The sequence below is a fragment of the Metamycoplasma gateae genome, from assembly GCF_036352135.1.
GTDB classification, from domain to species: Bacteria; Bacillota_I; Bacilli_A; order Mycoplasmatales; family Metamycoplasmataceae; genus Metamycoplasma; species Metamycoplasma gateae.
In genome coordinates, this window is sequence record NZ_CP143578.1 from 107,158 (window position 1) to 127,265 (window position 20,108).

12 protein-coding genes are annotated in these 20,108 nt (G+C 28.6%); all 12 read left to right on the top strand.

Annotation, left to right across the window (positions count from 1 at the left end; all coding sequences use genetic code 4):
- Window positions 1-161 precede the first annotated feature (161 nt).
- Window positions 162-2,357, top strand: a complete 2,196-nt coding sequence (locus V2E26_RS00475) for a putative immunoglobulin-blocking virulence protein (protein WP_330463503.1) — start codon at window positions 162-164, stop codon at window positions 2,355-2,357.
- A 40-nt stretch (window positions 2,358-2,397) separates the two neighbouring features.
- The gene (gene mip, locus V2E26_RS00480; RefSeq protein ID WP_330463504.1) at window positions 2,398-5,202 is read left to right on the top strand and encodes an Ig-specific serine endopeptidase MIP; all 2,805 of its coding nucleotides are present in this window, start codon (window positions 2,398-2,400) and stop codon (window positions 5,200-5,202) included.
- 161 nt (window positions 5,203-5,363) lie between these two features.
- Entirely contained in the window at window positions 5,364-5,861 is a 498-nt protein-coding gene (rplJ, locus tag V2E26_RS00485) for a 50S ribosomal protein L10 (protein WP_330463505.1), read from the top strand.
- Between the two features lie 40 nt (window positions 5,862-5,901).
- The gene (rplL, locus tag V2E26_RS00490; RefSeq protein ID WP_004417132.1) at window positions 5,902-6,273 is read left to right on the top strand and encodes a 50S ribosomal protein L7/L12; all 372 of its coding nucleotides are present in this window, start codon (window positions 5,902-5,904) and stop codon (window positions 6,271-6,273) included.
- 141 nt (window positions 6,274-6,414) lie between these two features.
- Complete coding sequence (gene rpoB, locus V2E26_RS00495; protein ID WP_330463506.1) at window positions 6,415-10,008, top strand: DNA-directed RNA polymerase subunit beta; 3,594 nt, start codon at window positions 6,415-6,417, stop codon at window positions 10,006-10,008.
- The gene (locus V2E26_RS00500; RefSeq protein ID WP_330463507.1) at window positions 10,008-14,462 is read left to right on the top strand and encodes a DNA-directed RNA polymerase subunit beta'; all 4,455 of its coding nucleotides are present in this window, start codon (window positions 10,008-10,010) and stop codon (window positions 14,460-14,462) included. Before rpoB ends, V2E26_RS00500 begins: the two co-directional genes overlap by 1 nt.
- Window positions 14,463-14,605: 143 nt before the next feature.
- Complete coding sequence (locus V2E26_RS00505) at window positions 14,606-15,604, top strand: IS30 family transposase (protein WP_330463266.1); 999 nt, start codon at window positions 14,606-14,608, stop codon at window positions 15,602-15,604.
- Between the two features lie 314 nt (window positions 15,605-15,918).
- Window positions 15,919-16,221: a 50S ribosomal protein L21 gene (gene rplU, locus V2E26_RS00510; RefSeq protein ID WP_330463508.1), complete on the top strand. Its 303-nt coding sequence runs from the start codon at window positions 15,919-15,921 to the stop codon at window positions 16,219-16,221.
- 3 nt (window positions 16,222-16,224) lie between these two features.
- On the top strand, window positions 16,225-16,485 hold the full coding sequence (gene rpmA, locus V2E26_RS00515; protein WP_330463509.1) for a 50S ribosomal protein L27: 261 nt from the start codon (window positions 16,225-16,227) through the stop codon (window positions 16,483-16,485).
- A 104-nt stretch (window positions 16,486-16,589) separates the two neighbouring features.
- Window positions 16,590-17,069, top strand: coding sequence for an MSC_0623 family F1-like ATPase-associated protein (locus tag V2E26_RS00520; RefSeq protein WP_330463510.1), 480 nt, complete (start codon window positions 16,590-16,592; stop codon window positions 17,067-17,069).
- Entirely contained in the window at window positions 17,059-18,606 is a 1,548-nt protein-coding gene (locus V2E26_RS00525; protein ID WP_330463511.1) for an MSC_0619 family F1-like ATPase alpha subunit, read from the top strand. Before V2E26_RS00520 ends, V2E26_RS00525 begins: the two co-directional genes overlap by 11 nt.
- Window positions 18,603-19,982 (top strand): MSC_0618 family F1-like ATPase beta subunit, encoded by a 1,380-nt coding sequence (locus tag V2E26_RS00530; RefSeq protein ID WP_330463702.1) that lies wholly within the window; start codon window positions 18,603-18,605, stop codon window positions 19,980-19,982. The genes V2E26_RS00525 and V2E26_RS00530 overlap by 4 nt, the downstream gene beginning before the upstream one ends.
- Window positions 19,983-20,108: the final 126 nt, after the last annotated feature.

Here is a 20,108-nt window from a genome sequence, read left to right on the forward strand (position 1 = left end):
ATTTAAAATTTTTTTATAAACAAAAGAAATTAAGGCAATATCTTAAAATACATTAAAGAAAATAAACAGTATATATAAACAAACGTTCTAAATTTAGAGACCATTAATTATATAATTAAACTATACTATAAATATAATATGTAAGAACTTAGGAGTTAATTGTGAAATTTCTAAAAAATAAAAAAAGCAGAATAATTTTTTCTGCATTTACAGCCTTATTACTTTCATCTGTTGTCTTTGGATCGACAGTGTTTTTAACAAATCAAAAAAATAGAAACGGTATTGAATATAAAAACCCAAATGGTGCAAACCCAGAAATTTTTCATAAAGGAACTCCTGATACAACAAAGGCAAATATTTCGATTACAGATCGTAGATTAAAAGAGGCAGAAAATCCTCCGGTAGTTGAAGCTCCTAAACCAACCCCCACACCCGCTCCAACTCCAGTTCCCACACCACCCAAACCAACCCCTGTACCTCCTAAACCAAAGCCAAAACCTTCTAATCCAAATAAATCAAATAATGAAAGAGTAATAATAGAAATCAACGGCGTTAAGGTAGTTGCAGAAGTAACTCCAGCTCCTTCAAGACCGCTAGATCCTCGTGATATTGAAGCTGGTATTACAAATCCAAATCCATATTTAAATGTAATTGTAGGAAATATTAAAAGTGTCGAAGTAACTAAAGAATTAAAAGATGCAACATTAAATAGTCTGATCAATCATAAAACTGATGGATTAAAAAATTATTTTTCTGGTTATGTTGATGATTTGTTAGTTGAAGCAAACGATAAATATGATCCTGAATTAAATATAAAAAATAATTCATTAATTTGACAGAGATTAATGGATAAATTTAAACGTTTATTAGACAGTCCTAAAGTCGTTGATTTTTTACTACCAGAAGCCGCAATTGAATATAAAAAACCAAAGCAATTTTCAAGTATGAACATAAAATATGCTTGATTAATAAAACACCTTGATTATTCTAAATTCACAAAATTAGGTAAAGGAGCTGAAAAATATTTAAAAGAAGGTTATACAGCTTCACCTGATAATGCATATATTAATGAAAATGGTGAAATAGATTCATATACTTATTCTCCAGCTCCTGGTTATAATAGTGTTACTTCTAGAATGGAAAGAGATAACAAAGAAAGAAGAGCATTTGGAATCGAAGGATGATATGCTAGAACACCGCAAGATATTGCAGATGGAAATTATCGTGGATGAACAAAAACTGATGTTACAAGAAGCGAAAAATTCAAACAATTTAATGTTGGTAATGGTGATGGAATAAAAATAACAGAATTAGTTAGAGATAAACCTGAAGAAGGTAAATTGAATAAAGGATATATTGTTGAAATTGATGCTGCTAACTATGATGGTTATGAAAAAACTAAAAGATTGATAGAATCATTAAAAGAAAAAGGAATCGAAATAACATCATATCGTATTAAAAATATGGGTAAAAAAGATGTTAACCAAAAATTTAAGGAAATATTAAAAGCACTTCCTGATAAATTGCCTCAATTAGAACTTTTCTTTGATCATAGAGCAACTAATACATCTTCATTGATTGAGCTAGAAAACAAAAAAATTAAAGAGTTATCATTGTTTACCTTAGGAAATTCATTGCTAGATGATTGATCATTAAACCCTTGAGCAATTCGAAACGTTGAATGAGTTAATACTATTGATTATAATGTTAGCTGAGAAAATAAACAAGGAGCAGATATTGCGACAAGAATAACATTTAATACTCTTGCTTTTGAAGAAAGTGATATATTAAATAATTCAGCAAATAAATACGAAAGAATAAATAATGGTTTGCGTATGGCATATTATGTTAGAAATAATGAAGGTATTTTCCAAGGTGGATTTGGTCCTGGATTAAATCCTGATACCAATGAAGGCGGAAATAGTTATCCAACAAGATTAGATTTCTCTCGCGCTCCATCAATTAGAACATTAAAAGGCTTAGTATTTTATGATTACATTAAACCATCGAATAAAAAACGTAAATTAAAAAATGTTAAGTTTTATAGCAATAAAAGTTGGTATGAAGTTAGTGGTGACGATTTAGATAACGCACAATTTAATACCGTTATGGCTTTAGGTGAACCAGGATTTCCGCCGACAAAAATTGAATTTAGCAATGGTAGCATAACCCAAAATATAAGATTAATAAGTTCTAATACGTTAACAAGCTCTGCCTTATCAAATTTAAGTACTTTAATAAATTTATCTGGTGTTTCAAGAGAAATACAGGTTCCATCAGGTGCTGAAGATTTAAAAAGACAACTGCAATCAAATGGTTATTCAGTTACATATGCACAAGATGAAACATTCAATTAAAATGAATGATAAATTTAATCATTAACAAAAGGATAATAAAATGAAACAAAATAATAAAAGAAAGCTTAATAAATCTAAATTACTTTTATTTACAGCACCAATTTTTACAGCACCAATTTTTTCTTTAATTTCTTGCCAAAATGAAGAAGCAAAAGAAAAAGATGCATTACAAAAAGAATTAGCTAATCTAAAAACTAAAATAGAAGAATTAAAAACCGAAGACTCAAATTATAAATCTTCTAATGTTTATAATGAATCTATAAAAATAATTACAGACATCGAAGCTGTTTTAAAAAAAGAAAATATCACACTAATAGAGCTAAGAAAATTTAAAAATCAAGCTAAAAATGCTATAACTTCAGTTCAAGAAGAAATAAATAAAATAAAAAGAATAAAAGAAGAAAACGCACCTGAAGAAAAACCAGAAACAAATTTGAATTACAGTGATGAAGAATTTGATAGAGACTTTAGTGAAATTACAAAGGCTTTTAAATTAGAAGACAAGTTTGATATTTCATTTGAACATTTTTTCAACGGTAATAGAAAAGAAGACATTTATCCAAGTGAATTACAAAAAGCACCTACATCAATAAAAGTTAGTCCAAAGGATAAAAGTTTAGAAGAAAAAATTATTTTTTCAGTTGAAACAGTATTCTTGGATGATGATGCAAATCAATCGGGAAAAGCAAAAATTAACATTGTTTTTAAAAATAAAGCAACTTTAAAAAGGTTGAATCACTTATTTAAAATAGATGGGTTTAAAACTTCTTTCGATAATCTTGATAGAAATGGAGATAAACCCAACAACAAGTTTTCTGAAAATATAAAAAATTCAGAAATAAACAAATATATTTCATTTGATCAAAATCAAAGATTTAAATATGATAATGATAAATACGTTGATGGAATAAAATCATATTTAGCATTATCAGCTGGTATTCCTGATTGAAAAAACTTTAGAGAAAATATTAAAGCAACAGACGATCAAATAAGAAAGCATGACGAAAAAGCATCTCAGGTCGGGCAAGATTCATTTATTAATTCAGCATACAAAGGTTTCACAATTCCTTCATTTAAAGAAAACGGTGATGTTGCAGGCCTTGAAATATTAGAATCTGCTGAATTTGGAAAAAAAGAATCATGAGTTGATACATTAGGAAAAAATGAGCCATACAAAGCGACAGGATTAGCTAGAACTATTGTTAATGAACATTATCTTGAAATTGCTAAACAAACATTTTCAATTGGTTTTACATATTTAAATGATTTTAAAGATGATATTGCTAAACTACAAAATTCAATTAATCATTGAGAAAATCCTAATAATGCTGGTGAATATCGTAATTCAATTGATAAAAAAATCAAGGAATTAGAAGAAGCAAAAGCAGAAGTTGAAGAAGATTGAAACAAAAGAATTGAAGAAAATGAATATGAACACCTTGCTGAATCGCTTCAATCAGAAAAAGAAAAAGCATTAAAGAGATATGATGATGCTATAGCAGATTATAGAAAAAGAACAATAGAAAAAGAAATTGAACTGCTAAAGGAAAAAATAAAAGAATTTGAAAAAAGAGCTGGTCAAAAAAGAGAACGTTTATCAGAAAATGGAACTGCTTGAATTATGGATTTTGAGATTAATGAAAACGGTTATCCAACAAAATGATATTTAGGTACAAATTCACACGTTGCAAGAGCAATGATTAATAATTTAACTTCATTTTCTTTAACTAAAATCGATAATAATTTATCTGTCGGCTCTAAACTTAGAGTTTCTGAATTAGATAATAATATTACTAGATTTAGTTTTGAAAATCCAGGTGCTATTAAGAAGGTATTTGATGGAATTGACTATTTAAAAACAAGTCCAAAAGATTTCTTAACAGAAAGACAAAAAGCTAATTATCAAGATTTAGAAGAATTTGTTGACTTTGCTGTTTTAGAAATAGATTTTACAAAAATTGATAAGTTTTTTGCCACTTCAAATGATCAAAGTACTACAAATAATTATCCTCAATCAAACCAAGAAAAGTTTGCTGAAAAATTAGCTAAAGAGATTACAAATGATTATGCAAATCAACAAAGCAAACACATTAAGTTTAAGAAAAATTCATATCTTAACAATTATGATAGTATAAACTATCCTCTAAAAGGTGAATTACCTTCAAACTTAGATCAATTATATGCTTTAGGATGACCATCATCAAAAGCCGATTATTTTTTAGAAATTCCAAACAAAGAAACGAATGAAGATCAAATAGCTAGAAAAAGCACCTCATTTAGTTTATGAACAAACAGCGAGTATGAATATTTTAATGCAAAAATAACTGATGGTGAGAATGGACCATCTTCGTATCCAAAAGATAAATTAGATAGAGGGAATTTCTTATCATACCAAATCGGTTATCGTTCATTTAAGGATAAGCCAGGAGTCTTGGATACATTTATTTCAATCCCAAAATTAGGACAAGACTTTTACTATGTAGATGGGAAAAGATATGTTAATATGGCGCTTGCATATATGCCACGTAGATGAGCTCCAATAGGAGGTTCTTCAGGATCATCTATTAGAAATCAAAATAATGAATTAGTATCAGTTTATTATGCTACAAATACTTCAGCAATCGCTGGATTGTCAGCTGCATTTAGATCCGAAGGCTTTGATTATAAAGGATTATACGGAAAATATAATCTCCCACAATATGACTTAATTTATGGTTGCGGAAGAGAACAAAAAAATTCATATCGCGAAGCATTAAAAAAACTATATGAATCAACCAATATAAAAACTAATTTATTTAAAAACGGTTTAGATGAAATACCTAATGAATTTAAATTTAATAATTAATTAACAAGAACAAAACCGTTCTTGTTTTTATTTCTTTTAATTTTAATTAAAATATGGTATAATGCTTACGCAATATATGAAGACAGTAACGGCGAATGCTTAATAAAGTTACCTAGTATGTTAACCGTTTTTGATATTGCAATAATTATATAGGAGGAAAAATGAGTGCATTAAAAGATGCTAAGGTTTTAGTTGTTAATGAAATTTCAAAACACTTAAACGAATCAAAAGCTTTATATGTAGCTTCTTATAAAACACTTGATGTTACTTCTTTACAAGTTATTCGTAGAGAATTAGCAAAATATGGCGTTTTATTAAAAGTTTATAAAAACCGTTTAGTGAAACAAGCTTTATTATCAACAGAACAAGAATCATTGAATGATTTATTAGTTGGTCAAAATATTTTTATTTTTGCTAAAGAAGATGATTTAACAACTTTAAAAGCCTTGGTTAAATTTAAAAAAGAATTCCCTGCTCTTGAATTAGTAGCTGGAATTTATGAAAATAAAGTTGTTGATGCAAAAAATTTAGATGAAATTTCAAAACTTCCTTCATACGAAGAATCACTTATGATTCTTGGAAACTCATTACTTGCACCAATTAAAAATTTAGCAATTGGTTTAAATGAGTTAGTTAAACAAGGAAAAGTATCAGAATAATAAATATTAAAAATTAAAAAAATAAATTAAGGAGAAAATTATGGCTAAATTAACAAAAGAAGAATTCGTTTCAGCATTAAAAGAAATGAATATTAAAGAAGTTATGGAATTAGTTGAAGGATTAAAAGAAGAATTCGGTATTGATCCTACTGCTGTAGTTGCTGCTGCTGCTCCAGCTGCTGCTGAAGCTGTTGAAGAAAAATCAACATTTAACGTAACTTTAAAATCAGATGGTGGAAATAAATTAGCTGTTATTAAAGCAGTTAAAGATTTATTAGGATTAGGTTTAATGGATGCTAAGAAATTAGTTGAATCTGCTCCTGCACTATTAAAAGAAAATGTTAAGAAAGAAGAAGCTGAAGAACTAAAAGCAAAACTTGCTGAAGTTAAAGCTGAAGTTGTATTAGACTAATTTAAAAACATAAAAACTGGCTTATAATAAGCCGTTTTTGTGTTTTTTAATAGCACACGCATATACGTATGCGTATTACATATAACAAAAATAAAACTTAATATAAAAAAATAAAATTTAAATATTTAAATGAGGTTAGATATGAGTAATAAACCACAATATATTTTAAGAAAATTTGGTCCAATAACAGAACGTAGAGATTATTCAATTAGTCAAAAGAAATTCGATACACCAGATTTCTTAAAGATGCAAAGAGATTCTGTTGAAAAATTCTTAACTGTTGGGGTTGAAGAAGAATTAAGAAATATATATCCAATTGAAGCAAGAGGAAAAGTTAAAATTGAATATATCGAAAATTCAGCAACTTTTGAATATCCAAATAAAACAGAATTTGAATGCATTAAAGAGGCCAAGCAAAAAGGTTCTTCATATCATGGTAAGCTTAAAGCAAAATTAAAACAAGTTAATGAAGAAACAGGAGAGGTGACTCCAGCAGAAGTTGTTTTTGCTGAAATTCCAATTATGACCTATGGAGGTTCATTTGTTATAAATGGATCTGAAAAGGTTATTGTTTCTCAATTAATCCGTTCAACAGGAGCTTACTTTGGTGTTAATGTTAGAAATAAACAAGCTAACGACTTATTTAATAAAGTAGAAATAATCCCGCAAGTAGGTTCTTGGGTAGAAATATACCACAAGACTACTTCATCTAACCCAGATACAATAAAGGTACATATTGATAAAAATAAATCATTTTTATTATCAACATTCTTAAAAGCTTTAGGTTTCACTGAAAAAGGCATTAAAAAAATGTTCGGTGATATTCCTGAATTAAATGAAACATTAAGAAAAGATAAAACAACCGGAACAACTGATGATGAAATAACAAGAGATGCTCAGGAGACTATCTATCGTTTAATAAGAAAAGGTGATAGAATGACGGCAGAATCTGCTAGAAATCTTATTCCATCAACTTTATTTAATGAAAAAAGATATAGTCTAACGGAAACTGGACGTTTTACATTAAATCGTAAGTTAAATATTGCCGAAAGATTGGCTAATACATATCTTGCAGAAGATATTTTAAATATCGAAGGAATTGTTAAGTATCAAAAAGGTATATTAATAACATGAGAAATTGCAAGAAAAATTGCTGAAGAATTTAGATTAGGTATTTTACCATTGTGAAAATTACCTGACGTTGAAGCAAGTGCTTATGGAAGCCAATTAGATGTAGTTGGTAATGAAAAATTATCTCAACGTTTATCAGTTCCTAGAGTTTGAATCTATCCAACAGAAAACGATATGTTAAATGATATTAATAAGGTTCAAGTTTTAGGAAATGATCCAAATGCAACAGAGAATTTCTTATTAATACCAGACTTAATTGCAACAATTTCATACTACTTTAACTTATTATCTAATATCGGTGTTGACGATGATCCTGACTCATTAGTTAACAAAAGAATTGTTACAATTGGTGAACTTTTACAAAATCAATTAAGAATTGGTTTAATCAAATTAGAAAAAAATACCCGTGAAAGAATTTCTACAAAAGAAACTTCGAAAATCACACCTAAAAACGTAACTAATAACAAACCAATCTTTAATCAATTTAAATCATTCTTTAACACTTCAAAACTTTCACAATTTATGGATCAGTGCAATCCACTTGCTGAAATATCAAATAAACGTCGTATTACATCATTAGGTCCAAGAGGTCTTAACCGTGATACAGCTCAGTTCGAGGTTCGGGACGTTCACCCAACCCATTATGGAAGAATTTGTCCAATTGAAACTCCTGAAGGTCCAAATATCGGGCTAATATTAAACTTAGCATCATTTGCTGATATTGATAAATATGGTTTTATTAAGTCTCCATATTTTAAGGTTGAAAACAAAAAAGTTGATTTTTCTAGACCACATTATCTAACTGCAATTGAAGAAGCTGGTTATACTTTTGCACAATCAACAGTTAATATTGAGAATGACTTAATTGTTGATAAAGCAGTAATGGTTCGTCGTGATAATGAATATTTACAAGTCCCTGCAGAAGAAGTTGATTTCGTTGGTGTATCTAACCGTCAAATGACTTCGATAGCTGCATCAGCTATCCCATTCTTAGAAAACGATGATGCTAACCGTGCCCTAATGGGTTCTAACATGCAACGTCAAGCAGTGCCTGTTTTATTCCCTGAATCTCCATTAGTTGCAACCGGTGTTGAAGCTGATATTGCAAGATATTCATCAACAAACATCATTGCAAAATACGATGGTGTCGTTAGTTATGTTGATGCTAACGTAATTAAAATAACAAGAGAAGGATCAACTAAGAAAGATTCATATTATTTAAGAACTTTTGAAAGATCTAACCAGGGAACGTTAATTCACCAAGTTCCTCTTGTTAAATTAGGTCAAGAAGTAAAAGCAGGTGATTTATTAGTTGATGGTCCATCGATGAAAGACGGAGAAATGGCGTTAGGTAAAAACGTTTTAGTTGGTTTTACAACATGACATGGATTTAACTATGAAGATGCTGTTGTTCTATCTGAAAGATTAGTTAAAGATGATGTTTATACTTCAATTCACATCGAAGAACAAACTATTCAATTTAGACATTCTAAAGCAGGTGAAGATATTTTAACCGCTGATATTCCAAACGTTTCAAACCATTCAAAACGTTTCCTTGATGATAATGGAATTGTAAGAGTTGGTTCAGAAGTTTCAGCTGGTGATATCTTAGTTGGTAGAACTTCTCCAAAAGGCGAAGAAAACCCAACTCCTGAAGAAAAACTTATGGCCGCTATTTTTGGTCAAAAAACTGCTTCAAGAAAAGATACTTCATTGAAAGTAAAACACGGACACAACGGAACTGTTGTTGCTGTTGAAGTATTAAGTCGTGAACAAGGTGATACTTTAGAAGATGGAATTGAAAAAATCGTTAAGGTATCGATTGCTCAAAAAAGAAAAATTAAAGTCGGCGACAAGATGGCAGGTCGTCATGGAAATAAGGGTGTTGTTTCGATAGTATTGCCTGTTGAAGAAATGCCTTATTTAGAAGATGGTACTCCACTTGATATAGTTCTTAACCCACAAGGTGTTCCATCTCGTATGAACATTGGACAAGTTCTAGAATTACATTTAGGTTTAGCCGCTAAGAAATTAGGAACAAAATTTGTTACTCCAATTTTTGATGGTATAACTCATAATCAAATCAAAGACATTTTAGAAGAAGCTAATATTAATTCTTCAGGAAAATCTGTTGTTTATGATGGAAGAACAGGTGAACCATTCGATCAGCCAATATCAGTAGGTATAATGTATTACCTAAAACTATATCACATGGTTGATGACAAAATGCACGCTCGTTCAGTTGGTCCATACTCATTGATTACCCAACAACCATTGGGAGGTAAATCTCAAAATGGTGGTCAAAGATTTGGTGAGATGGAAACATGAGCTATTGAATCATATGGAGCAGCAAACTTATTGCAAGAATTATTAACTTATAAATCTGATAATATAAATGGACGTAATCAATTATATAATTCGCTTGCACGCAAAACAAAATTACCACAACCTGGCATGCCCGAATCATTTAATGTTCTAGCTTATGAATTAAGAGGCTTAGGAATTAAACTTGAAGCTCATGATGATGTTCAAGATGAAAATGATTTTGAAATAGAAAGAGTTGATACTAAATATCAACAAGATTGAGATGGAGGAACTGAGTAATGAAAAATAATTCAAAATACGATTTATTAGATGAATCAAAAATAACAAAAATTTCCTTATCTTTAGCAACTCCTGAGGATGTTGAAAGTTGATCACACGGTGAAGTTACTAAACCAGAAACAATTAACTACAAATCATATAAACCTGAAAGAGGTGGTTTATTTGATGAAATCATTTTTGGCCCAATGATTGACTACAGATGCCCAGTTTGTGGGTACAAATATAAAAGAATAAATGAAGGATCTTTCTGTACAAGAACTGAATTATGTAAACAAGAAAAAGTACAAATCCTACCTAAGATTTCACGTAGAAATCATATGGGACATATTAAATTAAATAGTCCTGTAGTTCACTTTTGATTCTTTAAGGTTGACCATTCAATCTTATATAAATTACTTGGATTAAGAATTTCAAGTGAAAACAGTCATGAAACGGTACGTAGAGAAGAATTAGAAAATCTAATTTATTACAAAAATCATATAGTTGTAGAAGATGGTGGATTAAAATCATTACCCAAAAATTTAATTATTGAAATTAATGATGCCGCTGTAATTTATAAAGAAGCTTTGGATGAATTATTAACACGTTTTGATCCAAAAAACCCAGATCATCAAGAAGCTTATGAAGACATTACTGAAACAATTGAACAATTAGTTGAAAAAGCAACTTCAAAAATTGGTCAAGAATATGGTATTGACTTCTATGAACTTAACGAAGTGATTGAACATTATTCAGATGCAAGAATTATGACTGGTGCAAAAGCTATTGAGTACCTATTAAAAAATCTTGATTTACAAGCTGAAAAAGCTTATGTAACTGAACAAATTAATCAATTAAATTTACAAGAATCAAAAAACCCAGATAAGTTTGCAACTACAACAAAACAAACTAGAGAAAAACTTTATAAAAGACTTCAAGTTATCAATGCATTTATTGAATCTAAACAATCTCCAACAAACATGTTAATTTATAATCTACCAGTTATCCCAGCTGACTTAAGACCATTAATTCAATTAGATGGAGGTAGACACTCAACAAGTGATATTAACGAGTTATACCGTAGAGTTATTATTAGAAACAATCGTTTGCAACAATGACAGGAAAAAGATGCTCCAACATTAGTTATCCAAAACGAATTGCGGATGATTCAAGAAGCAGTGGATGCATTAATCGATAACCAAAGAAGAACACCAAATCCTGTTCTTTCTAAAGATAATAGACCATTCAAATCAATTTCTGATGCTCTTACTGGTAAAAAAGGTCGTTTCAGACAAAATCTATTAGGTAAGCGTGTCGACTATTCAGGTCGTTCAGTTATTGTTGTTGGTCCTAATTTAAAAATGCATCAATGTGGTATCCCGCGTGAAATGGCTGCTAAATTATTTGAACCATGAATTATTGCTCGTTTAATTGATAAGCAAGTTGCAACAACTGTTAAAAATGCTAAGAAAATTATTGAGGATCAAAACCCAATTATTTGACCTCACGTAGCTGAAGCTATCAAAGGAAGATTAGTATTATTAAACCGTGCTCCAACCTTACACCGTTTATCTATCCAAGCTTTTGAACCGGTATTAGTAAGAGGAAAAGCTATTAGATTACATCCATTAGTATGTACTCCATTTAACGCTGACTTTGATGGGGACCAAATGGCAGTTCACGTTCCTATTTCTGAACAAGCTTTATTAGAAAGTCGTGAACTGATGTTAGCTAATAAAAATATTTTAGGTCCTAAAGATGGTGAACCTATTATTAACCCATCACAAGATATGATTTTAGGTTTATATTACTTAACAATTGAAGAAGAAAACGCATTAGGTGAAGGTAGAGTTTTCGATAACTATCAACACATGCTAAGAAGTTTAGAAGCTAAAAAAGTTTCTCTACATGCAAGAGTTGCTTTACCTGCAGAAGAAGTAAAAAATAATAAACTATTTAGCGGATTTTCAATTAATTCACAGCTTTATGTAATTTCTACAGTTGGTAAATTTATCTTTAATAATGTATTTCCTAAAAACTTCCCATTCATTTTTGACAATAAAGTAACTAAAGCAATTAATTTAGAAGAATACAAAAATGAATTTAATAAGATATATGTTGTTCAAGCTGGAACAAATATACCTCAATATATAAAGACACTTCCAACACAAGAAGCATTTAATAAGAAAAACATTGCTAAAATAATTCGTTATATGTTCGATAATTATGTTTCAACAATTAGTATTAGAAATGTAGCAAGTGTAATCGATAAAATTAATGATTTAAATGATTCTGATATTGTATTAGAATTCTTAAAATTAAAAACATATAAGGGTCAAAATTTAGAAAAAGACCATGCTGATTTATTATCAGAATTTGTATTGATTGAAAAAGAAAAACTTATTCAAGAAAATGAACAGAGATACAATGGTCAAACAAATGTACCTATTTCAGCTAAAGAAAAAGCAAAAATGCTTGATGTTGTATGATTTAAATATACAAACATAGTAGCTTCAATCTTAGACGATATTAAACAACTAGGTTTTGACTATTCAACCACTTCTGGTATCTCAATCTCATTCTCAGATATATTAGAAACTGATAAAAAATCAGTATATATTGCAGAAGGTGATGAATATATTAATAAATTAAAGAACTATTATAATTTAGGGCTAATTACTGATGATGACAGATATTCTTTAACGATTAAAAAATGAGCAGAAATTAAGGACAATATTCAAGAAGAATTACAAACAATTATCAAAAATAATCCAAAAAACCCTGTTATAACCATGATTAATTCAGGGGCTAGAGGAAATATTTCTAACTATGTTCAATTAGCTGGTATGCGTGGTCTTATGGCTAATAACACCAAGACAACAAAAGCCGATGCTAAGAATGATAGAGTTGTTAGATCAACAGTTGAGGTTCCAGTTAAATCATCATTTATCGAAGGTTTAACAGCATTTGAATTCTATTCATCTACACACGGTGCTAGAAAAGGTTTAACAGATACTGCTCTTAACACAGCTAAATCAGGTTATTTAACAAGACGTTTAGTCGACGTTGCTCAAAATATTGTTGTTAGACAAGAAAATTGTGGTTCTGAATATGGATTCTTAGCTAAAAATATCATTGATACTAAAACAAAACAAATAATTGTTTCATTAAAAGAAAGAATTGTTGGTCGTTTCACAAATAAACCAATTTATGATAAAAATAACGAGTTAATTTGTGATAGAAATGTTCTTATTACAAATAAAATAGCTCAAAAAATCATTGATGAAGGTATTGAAGAAATTGAAATTAGATCAATACTAGGATGTAATACACGTAATGGTGTATGTAAGATGTGTTTTGGTAAGGATTTAGCTACAAACCGTGTAGTTAACATTGGTGAAGCTGTCGGTATTATTGCAGCTCAATCAATTGGTGAGCCTGGAACACAATTAACAATGCGTACCTTCCATACAGGTGGGGTTGCTGGTGTTGAAGATATTACAGGTGGTTTCACTCGTTTAATTGAATTAATTGACGCCCACGAACAACCTTGAGGTAGACCTGCAACAATTTCTCCATATCAAGGTGTTGTTGTTGATATTGAAAAAATTGAAAAATCAGAAAATGATTTTATCGTTTCAATCGAATCATTAGACAGTCAAGATGAAAAGATTAAGAGATCAATATTAGTAAATACTAATAAAAAGCTAAGAGTTTCAGTTGGTGATGAAGTTAAAATTGGTCAAAAACTTTCAGAAGGTCCGGTTATTTTAAAAGAATTATTAGCATTAACAGATGTTATAACAGTTCAAAATTATCTATTGAAAGAAATTCAAAGAATTTATCGTATTCAAGGAATCGCAATCAGTGATAAGTATATCGAAATTATTATTAGACAAATGATGTCAAAAATAGTAATTAGCGATCCTGGTGATTCAAAATTCTTTGCCGGAGCAATTGTTGATATATTTGATTATCAGGAAGAAAATTCATTACTTCTTACAGAAAACAAAAAACCTGCATTTGGTAATGTTGTTATTAAGGGTGCTAAACAAGTTCCTCTACTATCGGATTCATTTTTAGCCGCTGCTTCATATCAAGAAACTTCAAAAATTTTAGTTAACGCTGCAATTTCTTCAAGAACAGATAATTTAACTGGTTTAAAAGAAAACATCATTGTTGGTAAAAAGATTCCTTCAGGTACTGCACTTTACTCATTTGAAGAACATTCAAAATATGACATTAAACCATCAATAAAATACTTTACTAATTTTGTTGAACAAAATGAAGAAGAAACAGAATTTTCAGATGATAATTTAATTGATATCGACGCCTTAACTCAAGAATATATTGAAGATCAAAACAATCAAAATGATTTAGAAGATGAAGAAAACACAGAATTCTACAACGAAGAATTTTCAGAAGAAGAAAGCGAAGTAGAAGAGATGATGGATGAATCATTTGATTATGAATAATTAAAAAACAAGGACGTTAAAAGTCCCTGTTCCTAAATTGAAAATTCAAGTGCAACACGTTTAAAGTAAAATTTAGATGTGGAACTTGAATTTTTTATATTAATTAAAAAGAAAAAGTTCCATTGGAACGGAACGGAACTCATATGAATTATACAATAAAAAAATATAACCATTTAACAGATAATGAAAGAATAATTATTGAAAATTATTTAAAGTTAAATTATTCTCTTCGTAGGATTTCGAGATTAATCGAGCGAAGTGTTTCGACCCTAAGTAGAGAAATAAAGAGGAATACAAATAGTTTCGGAACTTATGAATTTAAACACGCTAGTTTAAAAACAAGAGAAAGATCAAGACATAAGTATTATTTTAAATTCGTGGATAACCAAAAATTCAAAAATTTTTCTAACGCTTTTTTACAAAAATATGACAAAAAGTTTTTTGGTATAAAGTCAACATATAATTTTATAAAAACTAGCACAAAACACTGTTGTCCTTCTTTAAGAACGGTTTTTAATTGAATAAACACTAATAATTGAGTTATAAAAAAGTACGATAAATTAAGACAATATTATAAAAAAGGTGGTAAAAGAACAGCATCCGTAATAAAACGGCTTGTAAAATCTGCTGATTATGTTTTTCCAATATGAACTAGACCTAAATCTATAGATTTAAGACTTGAATTTGGACACTGAGAAGCAGATCTAGTTTTAGGAAAAAGAGCCAATGGATATAATAATGTTTTAACTTTAACTGAAAGAAAAACAAGAATAGGGTTTGCAAAAATAATACAAAGCAAATCACCAAATATAATTAATTCAGAGTTAAAAAAGATTATAAGAGATAATGAATTAGAAGTAAAAACAATAACAGTAGACAATGGTATTGAATTTGAAAAAATAGGTATTTTAGCCAGATGATTAAATATAAAGATTTATAGAGCTGAACCTTATGCATCTTTTCAAAGAGGCTCAAATGAACATTGAAATGGAATTTTGAGAAGAGAATTCAAAAAAGGTTTTAACTTTAATACTATAACTCAAGAAAAACTTGACTCAGTTGTTAACCAAATAAATAATATGACGCGGGAAATATTAAATTGGAAGACACCATTACAAACCTATTTAGAATATATTAAATAATTATTATTAACAAAAATTAACATAATAAAATTATGCTTATCTTCATTTGAAAAAATGAATATTTTCTATTTACTTTTTTTGATTTATTAATTTTAAAAAAATAAAATGTATAATAAAAAAAGCCCAAGGCATTGTGTTGCACTTGAACCTTCTCTTTGGGAACAAGGACGTTAAAAGTCCCTGTTTTTATTTTTATATTTAAAAATATAAATATTTTGATATAATTACAAGCGTTACTTATAGAGTAACCATTCTAAAAAGGTTATAAACTTTTAAAGTACCTTAAAGATGTGACAAAATATAAGGAGATTTTAATGTTTGCGATTATCGAAACTGGTGGTAAACAATTAATCGTTAAAAAAGGCGATATTATTTACATCGAAAAGATTGAAGGCAATGAAGGTGAAACAGTTTTATTTGACAAAGTTCTAGCTGTTGAAGATAAAATTGGTACACCTTATTTAGAAAAATTCTCTGTTTTAGGAACAATTGAAAAACAAGGTAAAGCAAAAAAAATAGTAGTTTATAGACACAACGCAAAATCAACACACAAACGTAAATTAGGTCACCGTCAACCTTATACAAAAGTACAAATTACAGAAATTAAGGAGAAATAAGACATGGCACATACGAAATCTGGTGGAACGACTTCTAATAGTAGAGACTCGGCCGGTAGAAGATTAGGCGTTAAAGCTACTGATGGTCAATTTGTATCAGCAGGAAGCATTATCTACAGACAAAGAGGAACAAAAATTTTCCCTGGTAACAATGTTGGAAGAGGAAAAGATGATACTCTATATGCTTTAATTGATGGAATTGTTAAATTTGAAAACAGAATTAACCGTAAATTTGCATCAGTGTATGCAGTTGAAGAAAAATAATGGCGATTGCCGTTATTTTTTTAATATAGTATATTAAACGCTTTAATTTATAAACTTTTCGTTATAATTTTATTGTTTATTAAATATTTTAAAAAAGGAATAAAATGGCAAGAAAACCAATAAAATTAATTGAAAAAAATAAAGAAAAAATATTATTTTGATTTGATGAAAGAAAAACGGGTCAAGAAAAAATAATTAGCTTTCATAAATTAATATCTACTGTATTATTTAAAAACAATTTTAAAAAAGACGATAATGAATTTAAAGATTTTATAAATTTAATAAATTCATCATTAAAAAATAAAGAGGAAATAGCTTTTGATAAATTTAGTATTAAATATGAATTTGTGCCGAAATTTAGCTTAGATAAAAAAATTCCTCTTATCATAAACCAACAAAACGAAATTAAAAATAAATTTGCAATAGCTTTTAATAAAGAGTTAAAAATGCTAATAGATGAACAATATTATGTAGAATTCTTGCCTAACATAACTTTATATAATTCATTAATAGCTCATGAATTAAAAATATATATTAATAAAGAATATTTCATAGATCCAGAAGGAGAAAAAAATGGAAAATAACAAAAAAACATCAGCATTTAAAAATCCTAAAATTGTTTCAATTTTTGGATACATTGTTGAAGTATTCGGTGAATATCCTTACGAACAAGGACAACAATTTGTTTGTGAAAGAGATAATCAAATAAAATTAATCTTAATAAGTGCAACAAAAGAACGTGCATTTCTATTAGCAAATAATGAGAATAAAGAATTAAAAATCGATGATACTGTAAAAGCGGTAGAAAAAAGCAATGTATTTACTTCTGCAGAACATTTTGGAAAAGTTATAGACATTTTTGGAAACGTTGTTTTACCTGAAAAACAAATAGTTAAACAAAAAGAAACAGATGTTGAAAGCGCTACATTTAAATTAGCTCATCAATTAATGAATGTCAAAACTTTAAATGAGCAATTATATACAGGATTTACTTCAATTGACTTATTAATTCCAATTGGTAAGGGGCAACGTGAACTGATCATTGGTGATAGACAAACGGGTAAAACTCATATTGCTATAAATGTTATATTAAACCAAGCAAAAACAAATACTAAATGTGTTTATGTTGCTATCGGTCAAAAGAAAGAAAGCATTTCAAGACTATATAACATTTTAAAAGAGCATAATGCATTAAAAAACACTATTATAGTTGATGCCCCTGCAACAAGTGCATATGAACAATATTTAGCACCTTATGTAGGGATGGCACATGCTGAAAACATCTCTTTAAAAGATGATGTTGTTATAATCTTTGATGATTTAACAAAACACGCAAATATTATTCGTGAAATAGCATTGCTAACAGATAAACCAGTTGGTAAAGAAGCTATGCCCGGAGATATTTTCTTTGCTCACTCACAACTTTTAGAAAGAGCGGGATCATTTGTTGGTAAAAAAACAATTACCGCTCTTCCTATATTACAAACTATAGACGGTGATATTACTTCATTAATTTCATCAAACGTAATTTCTATAACAGATGGACAAATTGTAACAAGTGCTGATTTATTTTCACAAGGTGTATTACCTGCAATTAATATTAATTTATCAGTTTCTAGAACAGGTTCATCAGTTCAAAATAGAATAATGTCTAAAGTTGCTTCAGAAGTTGGAAAAATATTTAAACAATATAAAAGACATTTAAAATTAGCTGTATTAGATTATGAACTAAACAAAGAAACAGCAGCTTTATTATATAAAGGTAAAATGATTGATAAAATGTTTATTCAAAAAGGATACTCATTATATTCAAATAAATTTGTTTTATTAATGTCTAAATTAATTTCTTGGACAATTTTATGAGGAATTAAAGATGAAGAAAAAGCTTTAAAATTCATTGATATTTTAATCGAAACTAATGAAGAAGCAAAGAATGCATACAATACAATTCAAACAAGTACAAACTATGATGATAAAATAATGAAAGATTTCTTTGCATATGCTTTAAAACAATATTCTGATTATTTAAACTTAGGATGAGATGTTGAATACGAACATGAATTTGTAGAATTTAGTAGTGAATACTTAGAAGAAGTAGCAAAAAGATTAGGAGATAAATAATGGGAAAAATTATTAAACTATGATCTGATATTGTTGAAGTAAAATTCAATAAAAAAGATTTACCATTAGTAAACCAATTATTAACAACAAATAACGGAAAAACATTTTTACTTGTAAAAAGAATAATTGATGAAGAAACAATTAGAGCTATTATTATTTATTCTTCTAAAGAAATTAATATAAATGACGAAATTATAAACACTAAACAAAGTTTTATGGTTCCTGTTGGTTTGGGATCAAAAAATAATATTTACTCATTTGAAGGAAAACCTTTATTAACCGATAGAAAAACTAATCCAAAATATATTGAAATGAATTCAATAATAAATACTGAAAGATATTTAGAAAACAAATTAGAAATTGTTGAAACTGGTATTAAAGCAATTGACTTTTTCATGCCAATTATTAAAGGATATAAATTAGGTATTTTTGGTGGTGCCGGTGTTGGTAAAACTGTTTTAATGAAAGAAATAATTTTCAATGTAAACAAAAAATCAACAAAAACTTCAAACATTTTTATCGGTTCAGGAGAAAGATCTCGTGAAGCTATTGAATTATTCAATGAATTAGAATCATCTGATTTGATGAAGAATTCAGCTATGTATATTTCAAAAATGAATGAATCTCCAGGGGCTAGAATGTCTATAGTTCCAATCGGTATTACTGCTGCTGAATATTTGAGAGATATCGAAAAAGAAGACGTTTTATTATTTATTGATAACATTTATCGTTTTGTTCAAGCCGAAAATGAAGTTTCTGCTTCTTTGGGTAAAAAACCTTCTGTTGGAGGATACCAATCAACGTTAGAATCAGACGTAGCAAACATTGAAAATAGATTATTCAAAAATAAGAACGGATCAATAACATCATTCCAAACAATTTTCTTACCTATGGATGATCTAAGTGATCCTTCAGCTGTAGCTGTGTTTAATCACTTAGATGGTAATCTTGTTTTATCACGTAATCAAACATCAAAAAATATCTTTCCGGCATTTGATCCTTTAGCTTCATCATCAAACTCAGTAGATGAAAAAATTATTGGTAAGCAACACTTTGATGCAATTATCGAAACAAAAAGAATTTTAAAAGCTTATAAGGATTTAGAAGACGTAATTATGATTCTAGGCTTCGATGAACTGGATGAACAAAGTAAAAATACAGTTAAAAAAGCTTTACAACTTGAAAACTTCTTCACTCAAAATTTCTTTATGACGGAACATTTTACTAAATCTCCTGGTGTTTATGTTTCACTAGAAGAAACTGTTAAATCTGTACAAAGAATTTTAGATGGTAAATATTTAAAACAAAGCCCTGAAATCTTTGCATACGTAGGATCAAACCTAAACATTCCTACAGATGAAGAATTGGGATTATAAAATGCCGGCTTGGCATTTTTATTTTTATAATATGAAAGTAATAGTCATAAAAATAAAATATATGGGGTAAAATATTAATACTATTTTATTTATTTATTTATTAATAGATTAATAAAACTTTAGTGG